Genomic DNA, 17,782 nt, shown 5'->3' with positions numbered 1-17,782 from the left:
CAAGCGGGGCGGTGATGATCGACGTCGAAGACCTCATCGCCCTGGTTCGCAACTATAACCCGCGTTGCAATGCCGATCTGATCCGCAAGGCCTATGCCTACGGATTCAGGATGCATGACGGTCAGATGCGGAAATCGGGTGAGCCTTATTTCACCCACCCCGTCGCTGTCGCCGCCATCCTGACCGAGCAGCGGCTGGATGATGCCACGATCATCACCGCGCTTTTGCACGACACGATCGAAGACACCCGGTCCACCTATTCCGAAATCGCCGCGCTTTTCGGCAATGAGGTGGCGGAACTGGTCGACGGTGTGACCAAGCTGACCAATCTTCAACTGTCCTCGACCGAAAGCCAGCAGGCGGAAAATTTCCGCAAGCTTTTCATGGCGATGTCCAAGGATCTTCGGGTCATTCTGGTCAAGCTGGGCGACCGTCTGCACAACATGCGCACGATCAAAAGCATGAATGTGGAAAAGCAGGCCCAGAAGGCTCGCGAGACGATGGAGATTTTCGCCCCGCTTGCCGGCCGCATGGGCATGCAGTGGATGCGTGAGGAATTGGAGGATCTGTCCTTCAAGGTTCTAAACCCCGAGGCGCGCAATTCGATCATGCGCCGCTTCGTGACCTTGCAGAAGGAATCCGGCGATGTGGTCCACAAGATCACCGCCGACATCCGGCACGAGCTGGAAAAGGCCCAGATCGAGGCCGATGTCTATGGCCGCGCCAAGAAGCCCTATTCGATCTGGCGCAAGATGCAGGAAAAGGATCTGGCGTTCAGCCGGTTGTCCGACATCTACGGCTTTCGGGTCATCTGCGGGTCGGTGCAGGACTGCTACCGCATCCTTGGCGTGATCCACCAACGCTGGCGCGCGGTGCCGGGGCGGTTCAAGGATTACATCAGCCAGCCGAAATCGAACGGCTACCGGTCGATCCACACCACCGTGTCCGGCCGCGATGGCAAGCGGGTGGAGGTGCAGATCCGCACACGCGAGATGCACGAGGTGGCCGAAGCCGGCGTGGCCGCGCATTGGTCTTACCGCGAAGGCGTGCGCGCGAAGAACCCCTTCGCCGTCGATCCCGCAAAGTGGATTGCCACGCTGACCGAACGGCTCGACGAAGGCGACACGGATGAGTTTCTGGAAAACGTCAAGCTCGAGATGTATTCCGATCAGGTCTTCTGCTTCACGCCCAAGGGTGACGTGATCCAGTTGCCGCGTGGCGCCACCCCGCTGGACTACGCCTATGCGATCCACACAAGGATCGGAAACTCCTGCGTCTCCGCCAAGATCGACGGCATCCGGGTGCCACTCTGGACCCGGCTGAAGAATGGCCAGTCTGTTGAAATCATCACGGCGGAAGGCCAGCGCCCGCAGTCCAGCTGGATTGACATCGTGACCACGGGCCGCGCCAAGGCGGCGATCCGGCGGTCCTTGCGCGAGGAGGACAAGGGGCGCTTCGTCAAGCTGGGGCAGGAACTGGCCCGCGCGGCCTTTGACCATGTTGGCAAGAAGGCCACCGACAAGGCGTTGCGCACGGCAGCCAAGATGCTGGGGCTGGCCGATGAAAATGACTTGCTGGCCCGGCTTGGGTCTGCCGAGATGCCTGCACGCCGTGTGGTGGAGACGCTCTATCCCGATCTGGCGCAGGCCACCGCCGAAGAGGTCGATTCCAAGCGCCCCGTCGTCGGCCTTACCGCCGACCAGACCTTCCGCCGCGCGCAGTGCTGCCAGCCCGTGCCGGGCGAACGGATCGTCGGCATCACCTATCGCGGGCAGGGTGTCGTGGTTCACGCCATCGACTGCCCGGCGCTAGAGGAATTTGAGGACCAGACCACCCGCTGGGTCGATCTGCACTGGCATTCGGGCCGCCATGCGCCCGTCTACACCATCTCGCTTGATGTCACGATCTCGAACGACTCTGGCGTCCTGGGGCGGATCTGCACCTTGATTGGCGAGCAGAAGGCCAATATCTCGGACCTGAGGTTCACCGACCGCAAACCGGATTTCTATCGCCTTATCATTGACGTGGATTTGCGCGACGTTGAACATCTTCACATGGTCATGACTGCGCTGGAGGCCGAAACGGATGTGGCGCAGATCTCGCGTCATCGAGATTTGACCAAGCGGCCGTAAGGCGGGTCATCAGGCAAAAGCCTGGGCAATGAGGCGGAAAGTTGGTCTTCAAACGCAAGAAACCATTGGGCTGGGGCGCGTGGCTGCGCGAACAGGTCTACCCAAAGGGAGGCTTCAAGCGCGCTGTGCGCTATGTGGTTCACCGCATGCGCCGCCTGCCAGATCAGCCGCACCGGGTGGCGCGCGGGGTCTTTGCCGGGTCGTTCGTCGGGTTTCTGCCTCTGCCGGGATTGCAGTTTCTTGCCGCATGGGGTGCCGCACGGCTGGCGCGGGGCAACGTGCTGGCGGCGCTGCTGGCGACGTTCAACACCAACCCGGTCACCACCCCGTTCTTTGCCGTGCTGGCCATGTCCTTGGGCCACTGGATGCTTGGCATCGAGGCACCGCTGAACGGTGAATACATCGGCAAGGCCTTCAGCCATGCCGGTCAGGATCTCTGGTTCAACTTCATGTCCATGTTCGGGCCGCAAACGGCACGATGGGACGGGTTGAGCCAGTTCTGGCACGAAATTTATCTGCCCTATTTCATCGGTGCGCTTGGGCCTGCGATCCTGATTAGTGCCGCAGGATATTATGTGACAATCCCCTTGGTCGAAGCCTATCAGAACAAGCGCGCCGCCACGGCGACAGAGCGCGGCGAAAGGCGGCAGCGGATGCGGTTGAAACTTGCCGATGCAGCAAGCAAGCTCAACCGACGCGAAAGTGAAGTTGGAGATGACGGTCCGGGGGCGCCATGATCAGCCTGACGGACATGGCGACAGGGGAACAGTGATGACAGATCCGATCCGCAAGCCGAATGGTCTCCGGCTGGGGGTGAACATCGACCACGTAGCCACAGTCAGGAATGCGCGAGGATCGGCTTGGCCTGATCCGTTGCGTGCGGCTTTGCTGGCCGAAACGGCGGGCGCGGACGGGATCACGGCGCATCTGCGCGAAGACCGTCGCCATATCCGTGATGCCGATATCGAGGCGCTGATGGCGGCGATCTCGGTCCCGCTCAACTTCGAATGTGCCGCGACGTCGGAAATGCAGGCCCTTGCCCTGCGCCACCGCCCCCATGCCGTCTGTCTTGTTCCCGAAAAGCGCGAGGAACGCACAACCGAAGGCGGGTTGGACGTGGCAGGCGATGTTGCGCGCCTGACCGACTACATCGCCCCCCTGCGGGAGGCTGGCGCCCGCGTCAGCATGTTCATCAGCCATGACCCGCGCCAGATCGAGGCCAGCGCCCGCATCGGCGCGGCGGTGGTGGAACTGCACACGGGTCTCTATTCCGACCTTCTGGCCGAAGGTCACGCGGAACTTGCCGAGCGCGAGCTTGCCGCCTTGCGCCTTGGGGCCGAACGGGCGGCGGCGGCGGGTCTTGAGGTGCATGCTGGCCACGGCCTGACCTATGACAACGTGGAGCCCATCGCCGCGATCCCCGAGGTGATGGAGCTGAACATCGGCCACTTCCTGATCGGTGAGGCGATTTTCCGGGGCCTGGGACCGGCGATCGAGGAAATGCGCCGCCGGATGAAATTGGCGCGGGGGGCGTCGGCATGATCCGCGCGCTTGCCCTTGGTCCGCTGGTGGCGCTTGGCTTGACTGGCGCCGCAATGGCGCAAAGCATTGGTATCTGTGATGATTTCCGCAGTTCAGCCTTTGCGCTGGCCGAGCCGTGGGAAGAAAACTCCCGCCAGTTTGCAAATGGCGCGGTGCGGCTTGCCGTCACCGACACCATCGAGCCAGCAGCGGGGGCCTTTCATCTGGTGATCCTTTCACCACCCTATGATGAGGTCGGCGGTCGCAGTTGCAGCGTGGTGTCCGGGTCGGATGGCATCGGCCTTGCCGGTCTGACGCTTGATGGCATGACAGCCGAGTATGACCCTGCAACGGGTCTTCGGTTCCGCCTTCGGGCAACGCGTTGGCTGCCGCAAACGGGTGATTACGCCGATGCGGTCCTGACCGTTACGCTCAATCAGGCCAGTGGGGCCGTGACTGCGCGGCTGGATTGACCCGATGATCCTTGGCATCGGCAGCGATCTGGCCAATATCGAACGGATCGAGGCGACACTGGCCCGCTTCGGCGACCGCTTTCGCAACCGTGTTTTCACTGAACGCGAACAGCGCAAGGCTGAAAGCCGCCCTCGCGCCGTGGCCGCGACATACGCAAAGCGCTGGGCGGCCAAGGAGGCTTGTTCCAAGGCGCTTGGCACCGGCCTTCGCATGGGGATTGCGTGGCGGGACATGGCGGTGACAAACCTGCGCTCCGGCCAGCCGGTGATGCATGTTACGGGCTGGGCCGCCGAACGCCTGCGCGCCATGACACCCGAAGGACATGAGGCGGTGATCCATGTCACCTTGACCGATGACCACCCTTGGGCGCAGGCTTTTGTGGTGATCGAAGCAAGGCCTGTCGCCCGGGGGTAACCCATGACCGAACCGCCTCAATTTTCGCCACGGATCGAGGCACTGGCGGCTGCCGGGATCGCTGCTGCCGCGCTGGGTGGGGCAGGCTGGCTGGGCTGGATGACCGGCTGGCCTGAGAGTTTCGATACAAGTGACCCGGATTTCATCAACCCGATCTCGATTATGGTCCTTGGCCTTCTGGGGATCGCCGGCTGGTTCTTCGTCAAGGCGGTCGGTCACGCGCGGCGCCACCTCGCCTTTGGCGCGACGAAGCTGGAGATTGACCCGCCCGGCACATTGCGCCTTGGCCGCCCGGTCAGTGGCCGGGTGCGGGTACAAAAGCCTGTCGCGGCAACCGGGCCGTTCCGGCTGGTTCTGACCTGCCTCGACGTTCATGAGTTCGAGGATGACGGCCGCTTCAAGACCTCCAGTTTCCCGGTGTGGACAGCCGAGCGGAGTGTTCCCCCCGAAACCGATGCCACGCAGGGCCTGCCGTTTCGCTTCGACCTGCCCAGCTCCGTGGGGCCTGATCCGGTACCAAGCGGCATCCTTCCGGGAACGAACCCTCGCCACCGCTCCACCATCCATATCCCGGGGATTCGAAAGGTAGTCTCTGGCAATACTCCACCCGTCGGACGTTTCTGGACGCTGGTTGTCACCGCGCCGACCCCCGGCACCGATTTCCGGGCCGAGGTCGTCGTCCCGACGGAGCCCCCCCGCCGCAAGGGCAGGCTGCCTTGACTTCGCCCCGCGCTTGCGCGCAAGAAGCGCGGGCAAAGTGGCAATAGGCAGGACGCAAGATGGCGAAGGACAAGGCCGAAGGCGGCATCGTCGAGACGATAAAGACCGTCTTCTGGGCATTGGTTATTGCGGGGGCCTTCCGCACGCTGTTCTTTCAGCCGTTCTGGATCCCTTCGGAATCGATGAAGGATACGCTGCTGATCGGCGACTTCCTGTTCGTCAACAAGATGGCCTACGGCTATTCCAAGTACTCCTGCCCCTTCGCGATGTGTCCCATTTCGGGCCGGATCTTCGCCTCTGAACCCGAGCGTGGGGATGTTGCGGTATTCCGCCACCCGGTCAACGACACCGACTTCATCAAGCGTCTTGTCGGCATGCCCGGTGACAAGATCCAGATGCAGAACGGCGTCCTTTACATCAACGGCGTGGCCGCCCCTCAAGAACCTGCCGGCCTGTTTGAAGAGGTCTACGAACCCCAAGGCCCGATGCGCAATCTGCCGCGCTGTGAAAACGGTGCGGTCGGGGCAGGTGGCATCTGCTCGAAAAGCCGCTTCATCGAAACCCTGCCCGAGGGGCAGAAGCATTCGATCCTGAACATCGACGCAAACGGTTTTGGCGACAACACGGATGTCTTCTCCGTGCCGGAAGGTCACTACTTCTTCATGGGCGACAACCGCGACAACAGTCAGGACAGCCGCTATGCGCAGGCTGCCGGCGGGGTGGGCTTCGTGCCGGCCGAATATCTGATCGGCCGTGCGGACCGGATCATGTTCTCCTCTGCTGGCAGCAGAATGCTTTACTTCTGGACCTGGCGATCAGACCGATATTTCAAGGCGGTCGAGTGAGGCTTTCGGCTGAACTCAAGGCCTTTGAAGGCCGCCTTGGGCATCACTTCGCCAAGCCCGAACTTCTGATGCGGGCGGTGACGCATGCCTCGATCGGCTCGGCAACGCGGCCAGACAATCAACGGCTGGAGTTTCTGGGCGACCGGGTGCTTGGTCTGGTGATGGCAGAAGCGCTGCTGTCCGCCGATCTGGGCGCGCGAGAGGGTCAGCTTGCCCCCCGTTTCAACGCCTTGGTGCGCAAGGAAACCTGCGCCGCTGTCGCGCGCGACATAGCTCTGGGCGACGTGCTGAAGCTGGGTCGTTCCGAGATGCTGACCGGCGGGCGCCGCAAGGAGGCGCTGCTTGGAGACGCAATGGAAGCGGTGATTGCCGCCGTCTTTCTGGACGCCGGCTTCGAACCGGCGCGCGCGGTGATCTTGCGGCTTTGGGGCAGCCGGGTCTCCGAGGTGGAGGCCGATGCCCGCGACCCGAAGACCGCCTTGCAGGAATGGGCGCAGGCCCGCGGGATGCCCCCGCCCCGCTACATCGAGGCCGCCCGCTCTGGCCCGGACCACCAGCCCCGGTTCACGGTCGCCGTGCAACTGGCCTCGGGAGAGGCGGCCGAAGCACAAGCCGGATCGAAACGCATCGCCGAACAGCAAGCCGCAAGGGCGCTGCTGGCCCGGCTGGAGACAAGTGATGACTGACACACGCGCGGGCTTTGTGGCCCTGATCGGCGAACCGAATGCCGGGAAATCGACGCTTTTGAACCGGATGGTGGGGGCGAAGGTTTCCATCGTCACGCATAAGGTGCAGACCACGCGGACCCGGATCCGGGGGATTGCGATCGAGGGACCGGCGCAGATCGTCTTTGTCGACACGCCCGGCATTTTCCGTCCCCGGCGCAGGCTGGACCGGTCGATGGTCAAGGCGGCCTGGGGTGGGGCCTCGGATGCCGATGTGATCGTGCTTCTGATCGAGGCGCATCGTGGCCTGACCGAGGGCGTGAAGCTGATCATCGACCGGCTGGCCGATGAGATGCCGAAAGGGCAACCGGTGGCGCTGGCGATCAACAAGATCGACCGGGTGAAGGCCGAGACATTGCTTGCGTTGGCCGAAGAGGTGAATGCAGCCTATCCGTTCAAGAAGACCTTCATGATCAGCGCCGAAAAGGGCTATGGCGTCGCCGATCTTCGGGAATGGCTGGCGGGTGAGGTTCCGGAAGGCCCATGGTTCTACCCCGAAGACCAGATCGCCGACCTGCCGATGCGGATGATCGCGGCGGAAATGACCCGCGAAAAGCTGACCCTGCGCCTGCATGAGGAACTTCCCTACCAGCTGACAGTTGAAACGGAAAAGTGGGAAGACAAGCCCGACGGCACCACACGGATCGACCAGATCGTCTATGTTGCCCGTGACGGCCACAAGGGGATCGTGCTGGGCAACAAGGGCGAGACGATCAAGGCCGTCGGTCAGGCTGCACGGGCCGACATCAGCGAATTTCTGGGCCGGACCGTGCATCTGTTCCTTCAGGTGAAGGTGCGGCCGAACTGGCTTGACGAACCCGAGCGCTATTCGGAAATGGGGCTGGATTTCAAGGACGGCGATGCGTGAGGCCCTGACCCTTGGGCATTTGCCACAACGGTGGAGCCTCCGGCGGGAGTATTTTGGAAAAGAGCAGATCCGATGAGCGTGCGTCTGGCCTCTGGCGTCTGGGTGTCGGCTTACCTTACGCGGCTGCGGTTGGCCGATATTGCGGCCTATGTCACAGCCAAGGGGGATGCGCAGGCGGGGGCGGTGGTGGTCAAGGTGGCGCTGCTGGACGGAACCGCACGGGCTTATGAGCGGCGGTCGGACCTGATGACCGGAAATCGTGCATGGATGCTGTTGGCCGAAGGGGCCGAAGCCGAGGTAGACGCGCTTCTGGCGCGCGCCCGGTCGCGCGACCCGGACCTTTGGGTGATCGAGCTGGAAGACCGAGCCGGGCGCACGTTGCTTGATCAAGACGGGCTTTCGGATTGAGTTGCGCCCTTTCGCGCGCAGCGAGATAGTCGGCGCATGGATTGGCGAGACGAAGGCGTGCTTCTTTCCATGCGTCCGCATGGGGAAAGTGCCGCGATCATCGAGGTGCTTACGGCGGCGCATGGCCGTCATGCGGGCGTCGTGCGCGGCGGCGCGTCCCGCAAGATGGCGGCCACCTTGCAGCCGGGAACTCAGTTGCAGCTGGATTGGCGCGCGCGACTGGATGATCATATCGGCACTTTCACGGTCGAGCCCTTGCGGTCGCGTGCGCATGTGCTGTCTGACAGGTTGGCGCTTGCGGGTCTGATGTCGGTCTGCGCGCTGTTGCGGGCGGCCCTGCCGGAACGGGAGCCGCACCCGGCGCTATGGTCTGAAACCTTGCCGCTACTGGATGCGCTTGGTCAGCCTGGCTGGACCTCAACCTATCTGCGCTGGGAGGTGCAGCTGCTGGAGGAGTTGGGTTTCGGCCTTGATCTCAACAGTTGCGCCGTGACGGGGGTGACCGAGGGACTGGTCTATGTCAGCCCGAAATCCGGGCGGGCCGTTTCGGCCGAAGGCGCCGGGGAATGGGCAGACAGGCTCTTGCCCTTTCCCGCAGGCCTTTCCGGCGCGGGCGAGATGACGGCCGTAGCTTTGGCGCAGGGATTGCGCCTGACCGGGTTCTTTCTGGACCGAGGGCTGACGCCGGTCCTGCAAGGCCGCCCCCTGCCGGAAGCGCGGGCGCGGCTGGTCGATCTGATCACCCGCAGTCCGGCTTGAAACGACGCAGGATGTCGCAGCCGTGACAGCCACCCCGGCAGGCTTCGGGCCAAGGTCGGCGCATGGCCACCCGTTACCTGCCTCTGGCGCTCAAGCACAGCCCGACCCCAAGGATCGAGCATTTTGCCATTCTTGCGGGACTGGATGCCGCGATCAGGGGCATGCTGATCTCGACCATGCCCTTGGTGGTCTATGACGCGCTGGGCGATGCGCAGACGACGTCGGTGGTGTTCTTCATCTCGGGGATCGTGGCGCTGGTCTGGGGGCTGATGGTGCCTTGGGCGACAAGGCGGGTTCCACGGCGCTGGGCCTATACCGGGGGCGTTTGCCTTTACCTTGTCGGCAATACACTGGGCGCGATCGGAACCACCTGGTCAGTGCCGCTGGCACTGATGTGCAACGCGATGGCTACGGTTACCATTTTTGTCTGCCTGAACGCCTATGTGCTGGACTATGTGGACCGTGGAAACCTTGGACGCAGCCAGTCGGTGCAGATGGCCTATGCGGCGACGGCATGGACATTGGGGCCGATGTCGGGGGTCTGGCTTTACCACCAATGGGCGCCAGCACCGTTTCTTGTGGCCGGGGCCTTTGCCCTTGTCCTGCTGGTTTCCTTCTGGGTCTTGCGGCTGGGCAATGGCAAGCAGATTGCCCGGGCCAAGGGGCCTGCGGTCAACCCCTTGGGATATCTGGGACGGTTCTTCAGCCAGCCCCGGCTGATCGCCGGATGGATGTTCGCGGTGATGCGAAGCTGCGGTTGGTGGGTCTATGTCGTCTACCTGCCGATCTTCTGCATAGAGGCGGGCTTGGGCGACAAGGTTGGCGGCATCGCGCTTTCGATCACCAACGCGCTCTTGTTCGCGGCACCCGCGCTGAACCGCCTTGGTCGCCGCATGTCGGTGCGCCGGTCGGTGCGGGCGGCCTTTGGGGTTTGCGGGGCCTTGTTCTGTCTGGCAGGGCTGCTGGCGTTCCTGCCATGGGCCACGGTTGCCCTTGTGATGACGGCATCGGTGTTTCTGGTCATGCTGGATGTGGTGGGCGGTCTGCCCTTCCTGATGTCGGTCAAGCCCAGCGAGCGGACCGAGATGTCCGCCGTCTATTCCAGTTTCCGCGACGTGTCTGGCATCCTGACCCCGGGGGCGGCGTGGCTGGTGCTTTGGGTGGCGCCGTTGCCCGGGATATTCATCGCGGCGGGGGTTGGGCTGATTGCGTCCTGGGCCGTGGCAGGACGCTTGCACCCGCGCCTTGGCATTCAGCGCCCGTCGCGCGGCGGGGGCTGAAAGGCTCGGGCTCTTGGCTTCTCAGGTCAGACCAACGCCATCTAATCCATGACGAGCATAGGTTGCCCAACAGCCCTGTCCTTTTGTTCGCAGCCTCAGGCGGTTCTGCGCGGTGCCATCGGGCTAAACTGTCCGCAAAAGGCAATTCAGTCCATAAGTCGGCGGGCGATCACGGTGGCCTGAATTTCGGCGGCCCCTTCGAAGATATTCAGGATCCGCGCGTCACACAGGATGCGGCTGATCCGGTATTCCAGCGCAAAGCCGTTGCCACCGTGGATTTGCAGCGCATTGTCCGCCGCCGCCCAAGCCACCCGCGCGCCCAGAAGTTTCGCCATCCCGGCCTCAAGGTCGCAACGGTGGCCGTGGTCTTTCTGCCAGGCGCTGAAATAGGTCAGCTGGCGGGCGATCATCACCTCGACCGCCATCATGGCCAGCTTGCCAGAGATGCGGGGGAAGGCGATCAGGGGCTTGCCGAACTGCTTGCGGTCCAGCGCGTATTGCATGCCGGTTTCCAGCGCCGATTGCGCCACGCCCACGGCGCGGGCGCCGGTCTGGATTCGGGCTGATTCAAACGTCTGCATCAGTTGCTTGAAGCCCTGGCCAGTCACGCCGCCCAAGAGATTCTCGCCCTTCACGGCGAACCCGTCGAAGGCCAGTTCGTATTCCTTCATGCCCCGATAGCCCAGCACCTCGATCTCGCTGCCGGTCATGCCGGGGGTGGGGAAGGGGGCGTCATCGGTGCCGGGGGTCTTTTCGGCCAGGAACATCGACAACCCGCGATAATCCGTGGTGTCGGGTTCAGTACGCGCCAGAAGCGTCATCACATGGGTGCGGGCGGCATGGGTGATCCAGGTCTTGTTGCCGGTGATCTTCCAGTCGTCGCCATCCCTGACCGCCCGGGTACGCAAGCTGCCAAGGTCCGACCCGGTGTTCGGCTCGGTAAAGACGGCGGTCGGCAGGATTTCCCCGCTGGCCAGCTTGGGCAGCCACTTGGCCTTCTGGTCGTCCGTGCCGCCACACAGGATAAGCTCGGCGGCGATTTCCGTCCGGGTACCAAGGCTGCCCACGCCGATATAGCCGCGCGACAGTTCTTCCGACACGACCACCATGCTGGCCTTGGAAAGCCCGAACCCGCCGTATTCTTCCGGGATCGTCAGACCGAAGACGCCCATTTCGGCCAGTTCGGTGATCACTTCCATCGGGATCAGTTCGTCCTTGAGGTGCCAGTCATGCGCGACGGGGATGACCTTTTCATCGGCATAGCGGCGGAACTGGTCGCGGATCATTTCCAGTTCGTCATCAAGCCCGGGTGCGCCAAAGGTGGCGCGGCCTTGGTTGTCCTGCATCAGCGCCACCAGCCGCGACCGCGCTGCCGGGCTATTGCCCCCCGCGATCAGCGCCGCAGCCTCGGGTCCGGGTTGCCATGTCAGGCCAAGGTCGGGCAGTCGGGCGAGTTCGCCCTGACTCATCGGGATGCCGCCAGCGATCTGGGCAAGGTATTCGCCAAAGCCGATCTGAAGGATCAGCGCCTCCATTTCACCAAACTGGCCAGCTTCGGACACCCGGCCAGCCCAGCCGTTCAATTGACGCAGGGCCTCCAGATAGGTCGCAAGCCATGCAAGGGCGTGGGTTTCGAACTGGCGCTGTTCCAGAGCAGGGACTGAGATCTTGCCCGCAACCGTCACCTCTGCCTTCAATGCATCCCGCGCCGAGGTGAACAGCCCCTCCACTTCGGGCAGAACGGCGGTGGTCCGCGCCATCAGGTCGGAAAGGATCGGGGTCTGGGTCATGGCCTGTCCATCATGCGGCATGGCGGGTCTCCGGTCGCGTAGATTCTGCACCTGCGAAGACCTAGCGCCTTCGCAATCGCAGAGCAATTAGATTTCGCGTGCGGCGCGTCAAGCGACCGAAAATGTCGCAGCCGTTCTGTGCGGCAACGCCTGCCCCCCTTTTCCTTGCAGCCCAACTGCGCCACAAGGGCGACAAAAGGGGTAAGCCCATGTTTGATTTCCTGACGGTCGGCCTTTCGGCCGAGGCCTTTGTCGCGGCGATGGCCGTGACCTTCTTTGCTGGCATCGTGAAGGGGGCTGTCGGCTTTGCCATGCCGATGATCCTGATTTCCGCCTTCGCCGTGTTCCTGCCCACCAATCTGGCCTTGGCCGGGCTGATCCTGCCGACGCTGGCCACCAACATCTCGCAAGCCTTTCGGCAGGGCGTCGGCGCGGCACGGGATACGGCGGCGACCTATCACCGCTTTCTGATCGGCACGGTAATCTGCATCGCCATCTCTGCCCCCTTCGCCGGGATGATCCCGCGAGATGTGTATCTGTTGCTGCTTGGCCTGCCGATCACCGCTTTTGCGGCGCTGCAACTGATGGGGGCAAGCCTTGCGATCAAGCTTCACCACCGCAACCGGGCTGAATGGGGGCTGGGCGTCGTGGGCGGGCTTTACGGTGGGATTTCGGGCATCTGGGGGCCGCCGCTCTTGGTGTTCCTGTTGTCCACCGGGGCGGGGAAGGTGCAGGCGATCCGGGCGCAAGGCGTGGTGTTCCTGATTGGCGCGGTGGCGCTGTTGTCGGCGCATCTGGGGACTGGGCTTGCCAATGCGCAGACGCTGGCCTTTTCCGCTGCGCTTACGGTGCCGGCGCTGCTTGGGCTATACCTTGGCTATGCGGTGCAAGACCGGTTGGACCAAGGGCGCTTTCGCCGCTGGACACAGGTGCTTCTGGTGCTGACCGGCCTGAACATGGTGCGGCTGGCGCTGTTCGCGACCTGACGGCCCGACTGCTGGATCAGCAAGACGGGTCGTCAGGGTGCCGAAAGGGATCAGCCGATTGCAGCGGCCTTCACGTCGGCATCAATGAACGGCACATATTGCGCGAAGTTCTTCGAGAACATCTCGACCAGCCGGTTCGCTTGCGCGTCATAGGCGGCAGGATCAGTCCAGGTGCGGCGCGGGTCCAGCAGGGCAGGGTCAACGCCCGGCACCTCCACCGGCACTTCAAAGCCGAACATCGGGTCGCGCCGGAAGGTGGCGGTGTTCAGGCTGCCATCCAGCGCCGCTGCCAACAGCGCCCGCGTCGCCTTGATCGGCATCCGCTTGCCGGTGCCATAGGCCCCGCCGGTCCAGCCCGTATTCACCAGCCAGCAGGATGCGCCATGCTTGGCGATCTTGGCTTGCAGAAGTTTGCCATAAACCTCGGGCCGGCGCGGCATGAAGGGTGCGCCGAAGCAGGTGGAGAATGTCGGCTGCGGTTCGGTCACCCCGCGTTCCGTCCCGGCAGCCTTGGAAGTGAAGCCGGACAGGAAATGATACATCGCCTGTGCCGGTGACAGCCGCGCGATGGGTGGCAGCACCCCGAAGGCATCACAGGTCAGCATCACCACATGGCGCGGATGGCCGCCAAGCCCGGTGGCCGAGGCGTTGGAAATCGCCTCAAGCGGGTAGGCGCAACGGGTGTTTTCCGTGAGGCTGCGGTTGGCGAAATCCAGTTCCAGCGTGTCGGGATCATAGACCATGTTTTCCACCACCGTGCCGAAACGGTGCGTGGTGGCGTAGATCTCCGGCTCTGCCGTGGGCGAAAGGTCGATGGTCTTGGCGTAGCAGCCGCCTTCGAAGTTGAAGATGCCCCGGTCGGACCAGCCATGTTCGTCATCGCCGATCAGGGTGCGGTCGGGGCTGGCCGAAAGTGTGGTCTTGCCCGTGCCTGACAGACCGAAGAACACAGCCGCATCCACCGGATTGCCAAGCGCATGGTTGGCGCTGCAATGCATGGCCATCACGCCTTTGTCCGGCAGAAGATAGTTCAGGACGGTGAAGACCGCCTTCTTGTTTTCGCCCGCGTAGGCGGTGTTGGCGATCAGCACCGTCTTTTCGTCAAAGTTCAGCGCAATGACGGTCTCCGTCCGGCAACCGTGCCGGGCCGGGTCTGCCTTGAACGACGGGCAGTTGATGATTGTCCAGTCTGGAACAAAACTGTCCAGTTCCTCCCGTTCCGGCCGCCGCAGCAGGTGGCGGATGAACAGGCCATGCCATGCCAGTTCGGTCACCACCCGCACATCCAGCCGGTGCAGGGGGTCTGCCCCGGCGTATAGATCCTGCACGAAAAGCTCCGACCCCTGCACATGGGCCAGCATGTCAGCCTTGAGGCGCGCATAGGCATCAGGCGTCATGGCCGCGTTGTTTTCCCACCAGATCGTGCCTTCGGTTGCCGGGGTGCGGACCACGAACTTGTCCTTCGGGGATCGTCCGGTGAACTGCCCCGTTTCGCACAGAAAAGCACCGCCCCTGCCCAACCGCCCTTCGCCCCGCACGACCGCCGCTTCGACCAAAGCCGCCTCGACATAATTGTAGTGGGCGACCGCCACACCCGAAATGCCTTGGCTTTCAAGCTTTTGAAGAGGGTTCACGCGTCCTTGGGTCATCCTGCAAGCTCCCGTTGCCGCAGCCATCGATGCGGCGGTTCCGTCCCATGGCATCCGGGCCAATGAATGCCGCGACAAGCCGCTGTCCGGGCTGATCGTAAGCGGCCTATAGCATGATGGTTCAAAGGCAGAATAGCATGTTTTCAAGGCGTTAGCGCAATCATTTTGCCGTTAGCGCAACCATCCCCCCGCTGCGGTCCCCGGTCGGCGAAAATTGATGGCCTGTCGGCCAAATTGCCACCCTTTGCCCCAGTTCTGCCAAGGTGATTCGCTTTCCTGTTGATTATCGTTCTCGCAGGTATGACAATCAGTCCAAATTATGCTTTGTGTTGCAGCAGTTACCGGGAGGCCCGAAGATGTCGCGTATCGCCCTTGTGGACGACGACAGAAACATCCTGACCTCAGTCGCCATGACGCTTGAGGCCGAGGGGTTTGAGGTTGAGACGTACAATGACGGTCAATCCGCGCTTGAGGCGTTCAATCGCCGCATGCCGGACATGGCTGTCCTTGATATCAAGATGCCGCGGATGGATGGCATGGATCTGCTGCAACGCATGCGGCAGAAGACCTCGATCCCCGTGATCTTCCTGACCTCGAAAGACGACGAGATCGACGAGGTTCTGGGGCTGCGCATGGGGGCTGACGACTACGTCAAGAAGCCCTTCAGCCAGCGTCTGCTGGTCGAACGCATCCGCGCGCTTTTGCGCCGTCAGGAGGCGATCAACACCGGCGAAGCGGCGGCCACCGAAGAAACCCGGATGATGGAGCGTGGCGCATTGCGGATGGACCCTCTGCGCCATTCCGTCACATGGAAGGGAATGGAGGTGTCGCTGACCGTCACCGAGTTCCTCCTGCTTCAGGCGCTTGCGCAGCGCCCTGGCTTTGTGAAATCGCGTGATCAGTTGATGGATGTGGCCTATGATGACCAAGTGTATGTCGATGATCGCACCATCGACAGCCATATCAAGCGGCTGCGCAAGAAGATGCGTTCTGTCGATGAAACCTTTTCGGCAATCGAGACACTCTACGGAATCGGTTACCGCTACAACGAAGAGTGACGGCCCCCTGGAATGACCGCGGCACCCAGGATCGGACTAGAGGACGCCCAGCCTAAACGGTCGGGTGACGTTCTGTTGGGCGAAGACTGGGTATCGCCCGATGCCACGGTCGAGCGGCTGAAGGAAGGGCGCGGCGCCCGCAGCATCGTGGCGCTGAACCGTTCGCCCTTGGCGCGCAAGATCATCGTGTTCAACCTCATGGCGCTTGTCATGCTGGTGGTTGGCGTCCTGTTCATGAACCCGTTTCGCGACAGCCTTGCCTTGCCTTGCAGCGGCAGCAGGGCATGGCGCGTCAGGCTGAACTGATCGCCAATGTCTACGAGGCGCGGATTGTCCCCGGCGTCGCGGCCTTTGACTTCAGCGAAACGCTGGCGCGGATGAATGTCGACCCTATGGTCGAGGTTTTTGTCTTCGATCCAACCGGACGGATCATCGCCTCCAAGGTCGGTCAGGGAACGGATACGCTGCTTTCAAACCCCGGCCAGCCGACCATTCTGACCGATTTTCTGGAAGGTGTCTGGAACTGGGTTACAGCGATCCTGAGGCAAGGGCAGGGCATTCGCACCGAAACCATAGACGCCGCGCAACAAGCACTTGTCGTCTTCGATGCCGCCCGTGGTGGGGATACCGTTTCGCGGACGGCGCGGGACAGCGAAGGGAGCATGCTGTTTTCTGTAGGAGCCCCGGTCACCGTATCGGGGCAGCTTGTGGGGGTGGTGGTTCTGACCTCTACGTCGGCCGAAATTGAACGGCTGGTGCGGTACGAGCGCGAACAGATCCTGCAAATGTTCCTGCTGGCCGTGCTGGTATCGATCGGCCTTAGCCTGATGCTGGCCTCGACCATTTCCAACCCGTTGTCGGACCTTGCCGCCGCCGCCGAAATCGGCCGCGACAAAGACGCCCGTCGGGTGGCCCCGTCCCGGGTTCGCATCCCCGACCTTGCGGCGCGGCCAGACGAGATCGGTCGATTGTCCGTGGCAATGCGGGGGATGGTTTCCGCCCTCTATGACCGTATCGACGCGAACGAACAGTTTGCTGCCGATGTCGCGCATGAGATCAAGAACCCGCTGGCGTCGCTTCGGTCTGCTGTCGGGTCGCTTCGTTTCGTCAAGAAGGAAGACCAGCGCGAGAAACTGCTGGATGTGATCGAACATGACGTGCGCCGGCTTGACCGACTGGTCAGCGACATCTCCAATGCGTCCCGGCTGGACAGCGAATTGGTGAAGGAAGAGGAAGAAGAGTTCAACCTTCTGAAAACGCTGTCAAATCTGTGCCAATACCTAAGCCAGCAAGCTGGCGAGAAGGGCGTGGATTTCATCATCGACCTGCCGTCGGAACCGATCGCCATTCATGGGCTTGAAGCGCGACTGGCGCAGGTTTTCGTCAACCTTGTCACCAATGCCATCTCGTTCTGCGAGGAGGGTGATGCGGTGCGTGTCTGGGCGCGCCGCCGCGAAAACCGGGTGCTGGTGGTGGTGGAAGATACCGGCCCCGGCATCCCGGAACAGGCGCTGGCCAAGGTTTTCAAGCGGTTCTATTCCGAACGCCCGCAAGCCGAGTTCGGCCAGCACTCCGGCCTTGGCCTTGCGATCTCCAAACAGATCGTCGAGGCGCATGGCGGCGTGATCTGGGCCGAGAACATCCGCCCTACCGCCGCCGACCCGACTTCAGAGCCGCTTGGGGCGCGCTTTGTTGTCGGCCTGCCGGTGTGATGGACACACCAGGCCAGATCCTGCACGGGTCTTGCGTGGCGGTGGAAGGGCGGGGCCTTCTGATCCTTGGCCCGTCCGGTTCGGGCAAGTCGTCCCTTGCGTTGCGCCTGATCGGCCTTGGCGCGGTGCTGGTTGCCGATGATCGGACCGACGTTTCCGTCGCAGGGGGCAATCTGATCGCCCGATGCCCAGCCCCGATCCGCGGCCTGATCGAGGCGCGAGGCGTCGGCCTTCTGCGTAGCCCGGTGGTGGACAGCGCCGCGATCACGCTGGTTGCAGATCTGGGCCAGCCCGAAGTCCAGCGCCTGCCGCCCCTGCGCAAGATCACGATACTGGGATGCGAGGTCGATCTTGTGCTGCACCCGCAGAATGGCCATTTTCCCCAAGCGCTCCTGCTCTATCTTCAGCAAGGGCGGCAGGCATGATGCCCGCAGGAACCAC

At 62.9% G+C, this 17,782-nt stretch carries 17 protein-coding genes and 1 pseudogene; 16 read left to right on the top strand and 2 right to left on the bottom strand.

What is annotated here, in order from left to right:
• Positions 1-14 precede the first annotated feature (14 nt).
• The 12 genes from QUV21_RS04930 (at position 15) to QUV21_RS04875 (ending at position 10,146) form a co-directional block, all read left to right on the top strand.
• Entirely contained in the window at positions 15-2,132 is a 2,118-nt protein-coding gene (locus QUV21_RS04930; RefSeq protein WP_300853520.1) for a bifunctional (p)ppGpp synthetase/guanosine-3',5'-bis(diphosphate) 3'-pyrophosphohydrolase, read from the top strand.
• A 41-nt stretch (positions 2,133-2,173) separates the two neighbouring features.
• Positions 2,174-2,869, top strand: a complete 696-nt coding sequence (locus QUV21_RS04925; protein WP_300853519.1) for a DUF2062 domain-containing protein — start codon at positions 2,174-2,176, stop codon at positions 2,867-2,869.
• Between the two features lie 34 nt (positions 2,870-2,903).
• The gene (locus QUV21_RS04920; protein ID WP_300853518.1) at positions 2,904-3,674 is read left to right on the top strand and encodes a pyridoxine 5'-phosphate synthase; all 771 of its coding nucleotides are present in this window, start codon (positions 2,904-2,906) and stop codon (positions 3,672-3,674) included.
• A complete protein-coding gene (locus QUV21_RS04915; RefSeq protein ID WP_300853517.1) occupies positions 3,671-4,126 on the top strand; it encodes a hypothetical protein in 456 nt (151 codons plus the stop codon). Before QUV21_RS04920 ends, QUV21_RS04915 begins: the two co-directional genes overlap by 4 nt.
• Before the next feature lie 4 nt (positions 4,127-4,130).
• The gene (acpS, locus tag QUV21_RS04910; RefSeq protein WP_300853516.1) at positions 4,131-4,541 is read left to right on the top strand and encodes a holo-ACP synthase; all 411 of its coding nucleotides are present in this window, start codon (positions 4,131-4,133) and stop codon (positions 4,539-4,541) included.
• Positions 4,542-4,544: 3 nt separating this feature from the next.
• Positions 4,545-5,261 carry a hypothetical protein gene (locus tag QUV21_RS04905; RefSeq protein ID WP_300853515.1) on the top strand — a complete coding sequence of 239 codons (717 nt, stop codon included), beginning with the start codon at positions 4,545-4,547 and terminating at the stop codon, positions 5,259-5,261.
• 59 nt (positions 5,262-5,320) lie between these two features.
• The gene (gene lepB / locus QUV21_RS04900; RefSeq protein WP_300853514.1) at positions 5,321-6,106 is read left to right on the top strand and encodes a signal peptidase I; all 786 of its coding nucleotides are present in this window, start codon (positions 5,321-5,323) and stop codon (positions 6,104-6,106) included.
• On the top strand, positions 6,103-6,792 hold the full coding sequence (rnc, locus tag QUV21_RS04895; protein WP_300853513.1) for a ribonuclease III: 690 nt from the start codon (positions 6,103-6,105) through the stop codon (positions 6,790-6,792). The genes lepB and rnc overlap by 4 nt, the downstream gene beginning before the upstream one ends.
• The gene (gene era / locus QUV21_RS04890; protein WP_300853512.1) at positions 6,785-7,699 is read left to right on the top strand and encodes a GTPase Era; all 915 of its coding nucleotides are present in this window, start codon (positions 6,785-6,787) and stop codon (positions 7,697-7,699) included. Before rnc ends, era begins: the two co-directional genes overlap by 8 nt.
• 72 nt (positions 7,700-7,771) lie before the next feature.
• Complete coding sequence (locus QUV21_RS04885; RefSeq protein ID WP_300853511.1) at positions 7,772-8,107, top strand: DUF1491 family protein; 336 nt, start codon at positions 7,772-7,774, stop codon at positions 8,105-8,107.
• Positions 8,108-8,143: 36 nt separating this feature from the next.
• Entirely contained in the window at positions 8,144-8,866 is a 723-nt protein-coding gene (gene recO, locus QUV21_RS04880; RefSeq protein ID WP_300853510.1) for a DNA repair protein RecO, read from the top strand.
• A gap of 62 nt (positions 8,867-8,928) precedes the next feature.
• Positions 8,929-10,146 (top strand): MFS transporter, encoded by a 1,218-nt coding sequence (locus QUV21_RS04875; RefSeq protein ID WP_300853509.1) that lies wholly within the window; start codon positions 8,929-8,931, stop codon positions 10,144-10,146.
• 146 nt (positions 10,147-10,292) lie between these two features.
• Here QUV21_RS04875 and QUV21_RS04870 read toward each other — a convergent pair whose 3' ends face one another.
• Positions 10,293-11,957 (bottom strand): acyl-CoA dehydrogenase family protein, encoded by a 1,665-nt coding sequence (locus tag QUV21_RS04870; RefSeq protein ID WP_300853508.1) that lies wholly within the window; start codon positions 11,955-11,957, stop codon positions 10,293-10,295.
• Positions 11,958-12,145: 188 nt separating this feature from the next.
• Between QUV21_RS04870 and QUV21_RS04865 the strand changes: the two genes are divergently transcribed.
• The gene (locus QUV21_RS04865; RefSeq protein WP_300853507.1) at positions 12,146-12,922 is read left to right on the top strand and encodes a sulfite exporter TauE/SafE family protein; all 777 of its coding nucleotides are present in this window, start codon (positions 12,146-12,148) and stop codon (positions 12,920-12,922) included.
• Between the two features lie 50 nt (positions 12,923-12,972).
• Here QUV21_RS04865 and QUV21_RS04860 read toward each other — a convergent pair whose 3' ends face one another.
• Positions 12,973-14,571, bottom strand: coding sequence for a phosphoenolpyruvate carboxykinase (locus QUV21_RS04860; RefSeq protein ID WP_300853506.1), 1,599 nt, complete (start codon positions 14,569-14,571; stop codon positions 12,973-12,975).
• A gap of 356 nt (positions 14,572-14,927) precedes the next feature.
• Here QUV21_RS04860 and QUV21_RS04855 point away from each other — a divergent pair, with 356 nt between their 5' ends.
• The 3 genes and pseudogenes from QUV21_RS04855 (at position 14,928) to QUV21_RS04845 (ending at position 17,766) form a co-directional block, all read left to right on the top strand.
• Entirely contained in the window at positions 14,928-15,629 is a 702-nt protein-coding gene (locus tag QUV21_RS04855) for a response regulator transcription factor (protein ID WP_300853505.1), read from the top strand.
• Between the two features lie 12 nt (positions 15,630-15,641).
• Positions 15,642-17,341: pseudogene (locus QUV21_RS04850) on the top strand (sensor histidine kinase).
• The gene (locus QUV21_RS04845; RefSeq protein ID WP_300853844.1) at positions 17,341-17,766 is read left to right on the top strand and encodes an HPr kinase/phosphorylase; all 426 of its coding nucleotides are present in this window, start codon (positions 17,341-17,343) and stop codon (positions 17,764-17,766) included. Before QUV21_RS04850 ends, QUV21_RS04845 begins: the two are co-directional and overlap by 1 nt.
• The last annotated feature ends 16 nt before the right edge of the window (positions 17,767-17,782 follow it).

Origin of the sequence: Tabrizicola sp. (assembly GCF_030373185.1) — a bacterium.
Classification (GTDB): Bacteria; Pseudomonadota; Alphaproteobacteria; order Rhodobacterales; family Rhodobacteraceae; genus Tabrizicola.
The sequence above is the reverse complement of the archived record's forward strand: the minus strand, read 5'-3'. Positions and strand labels throughout refer to the sequence as shown.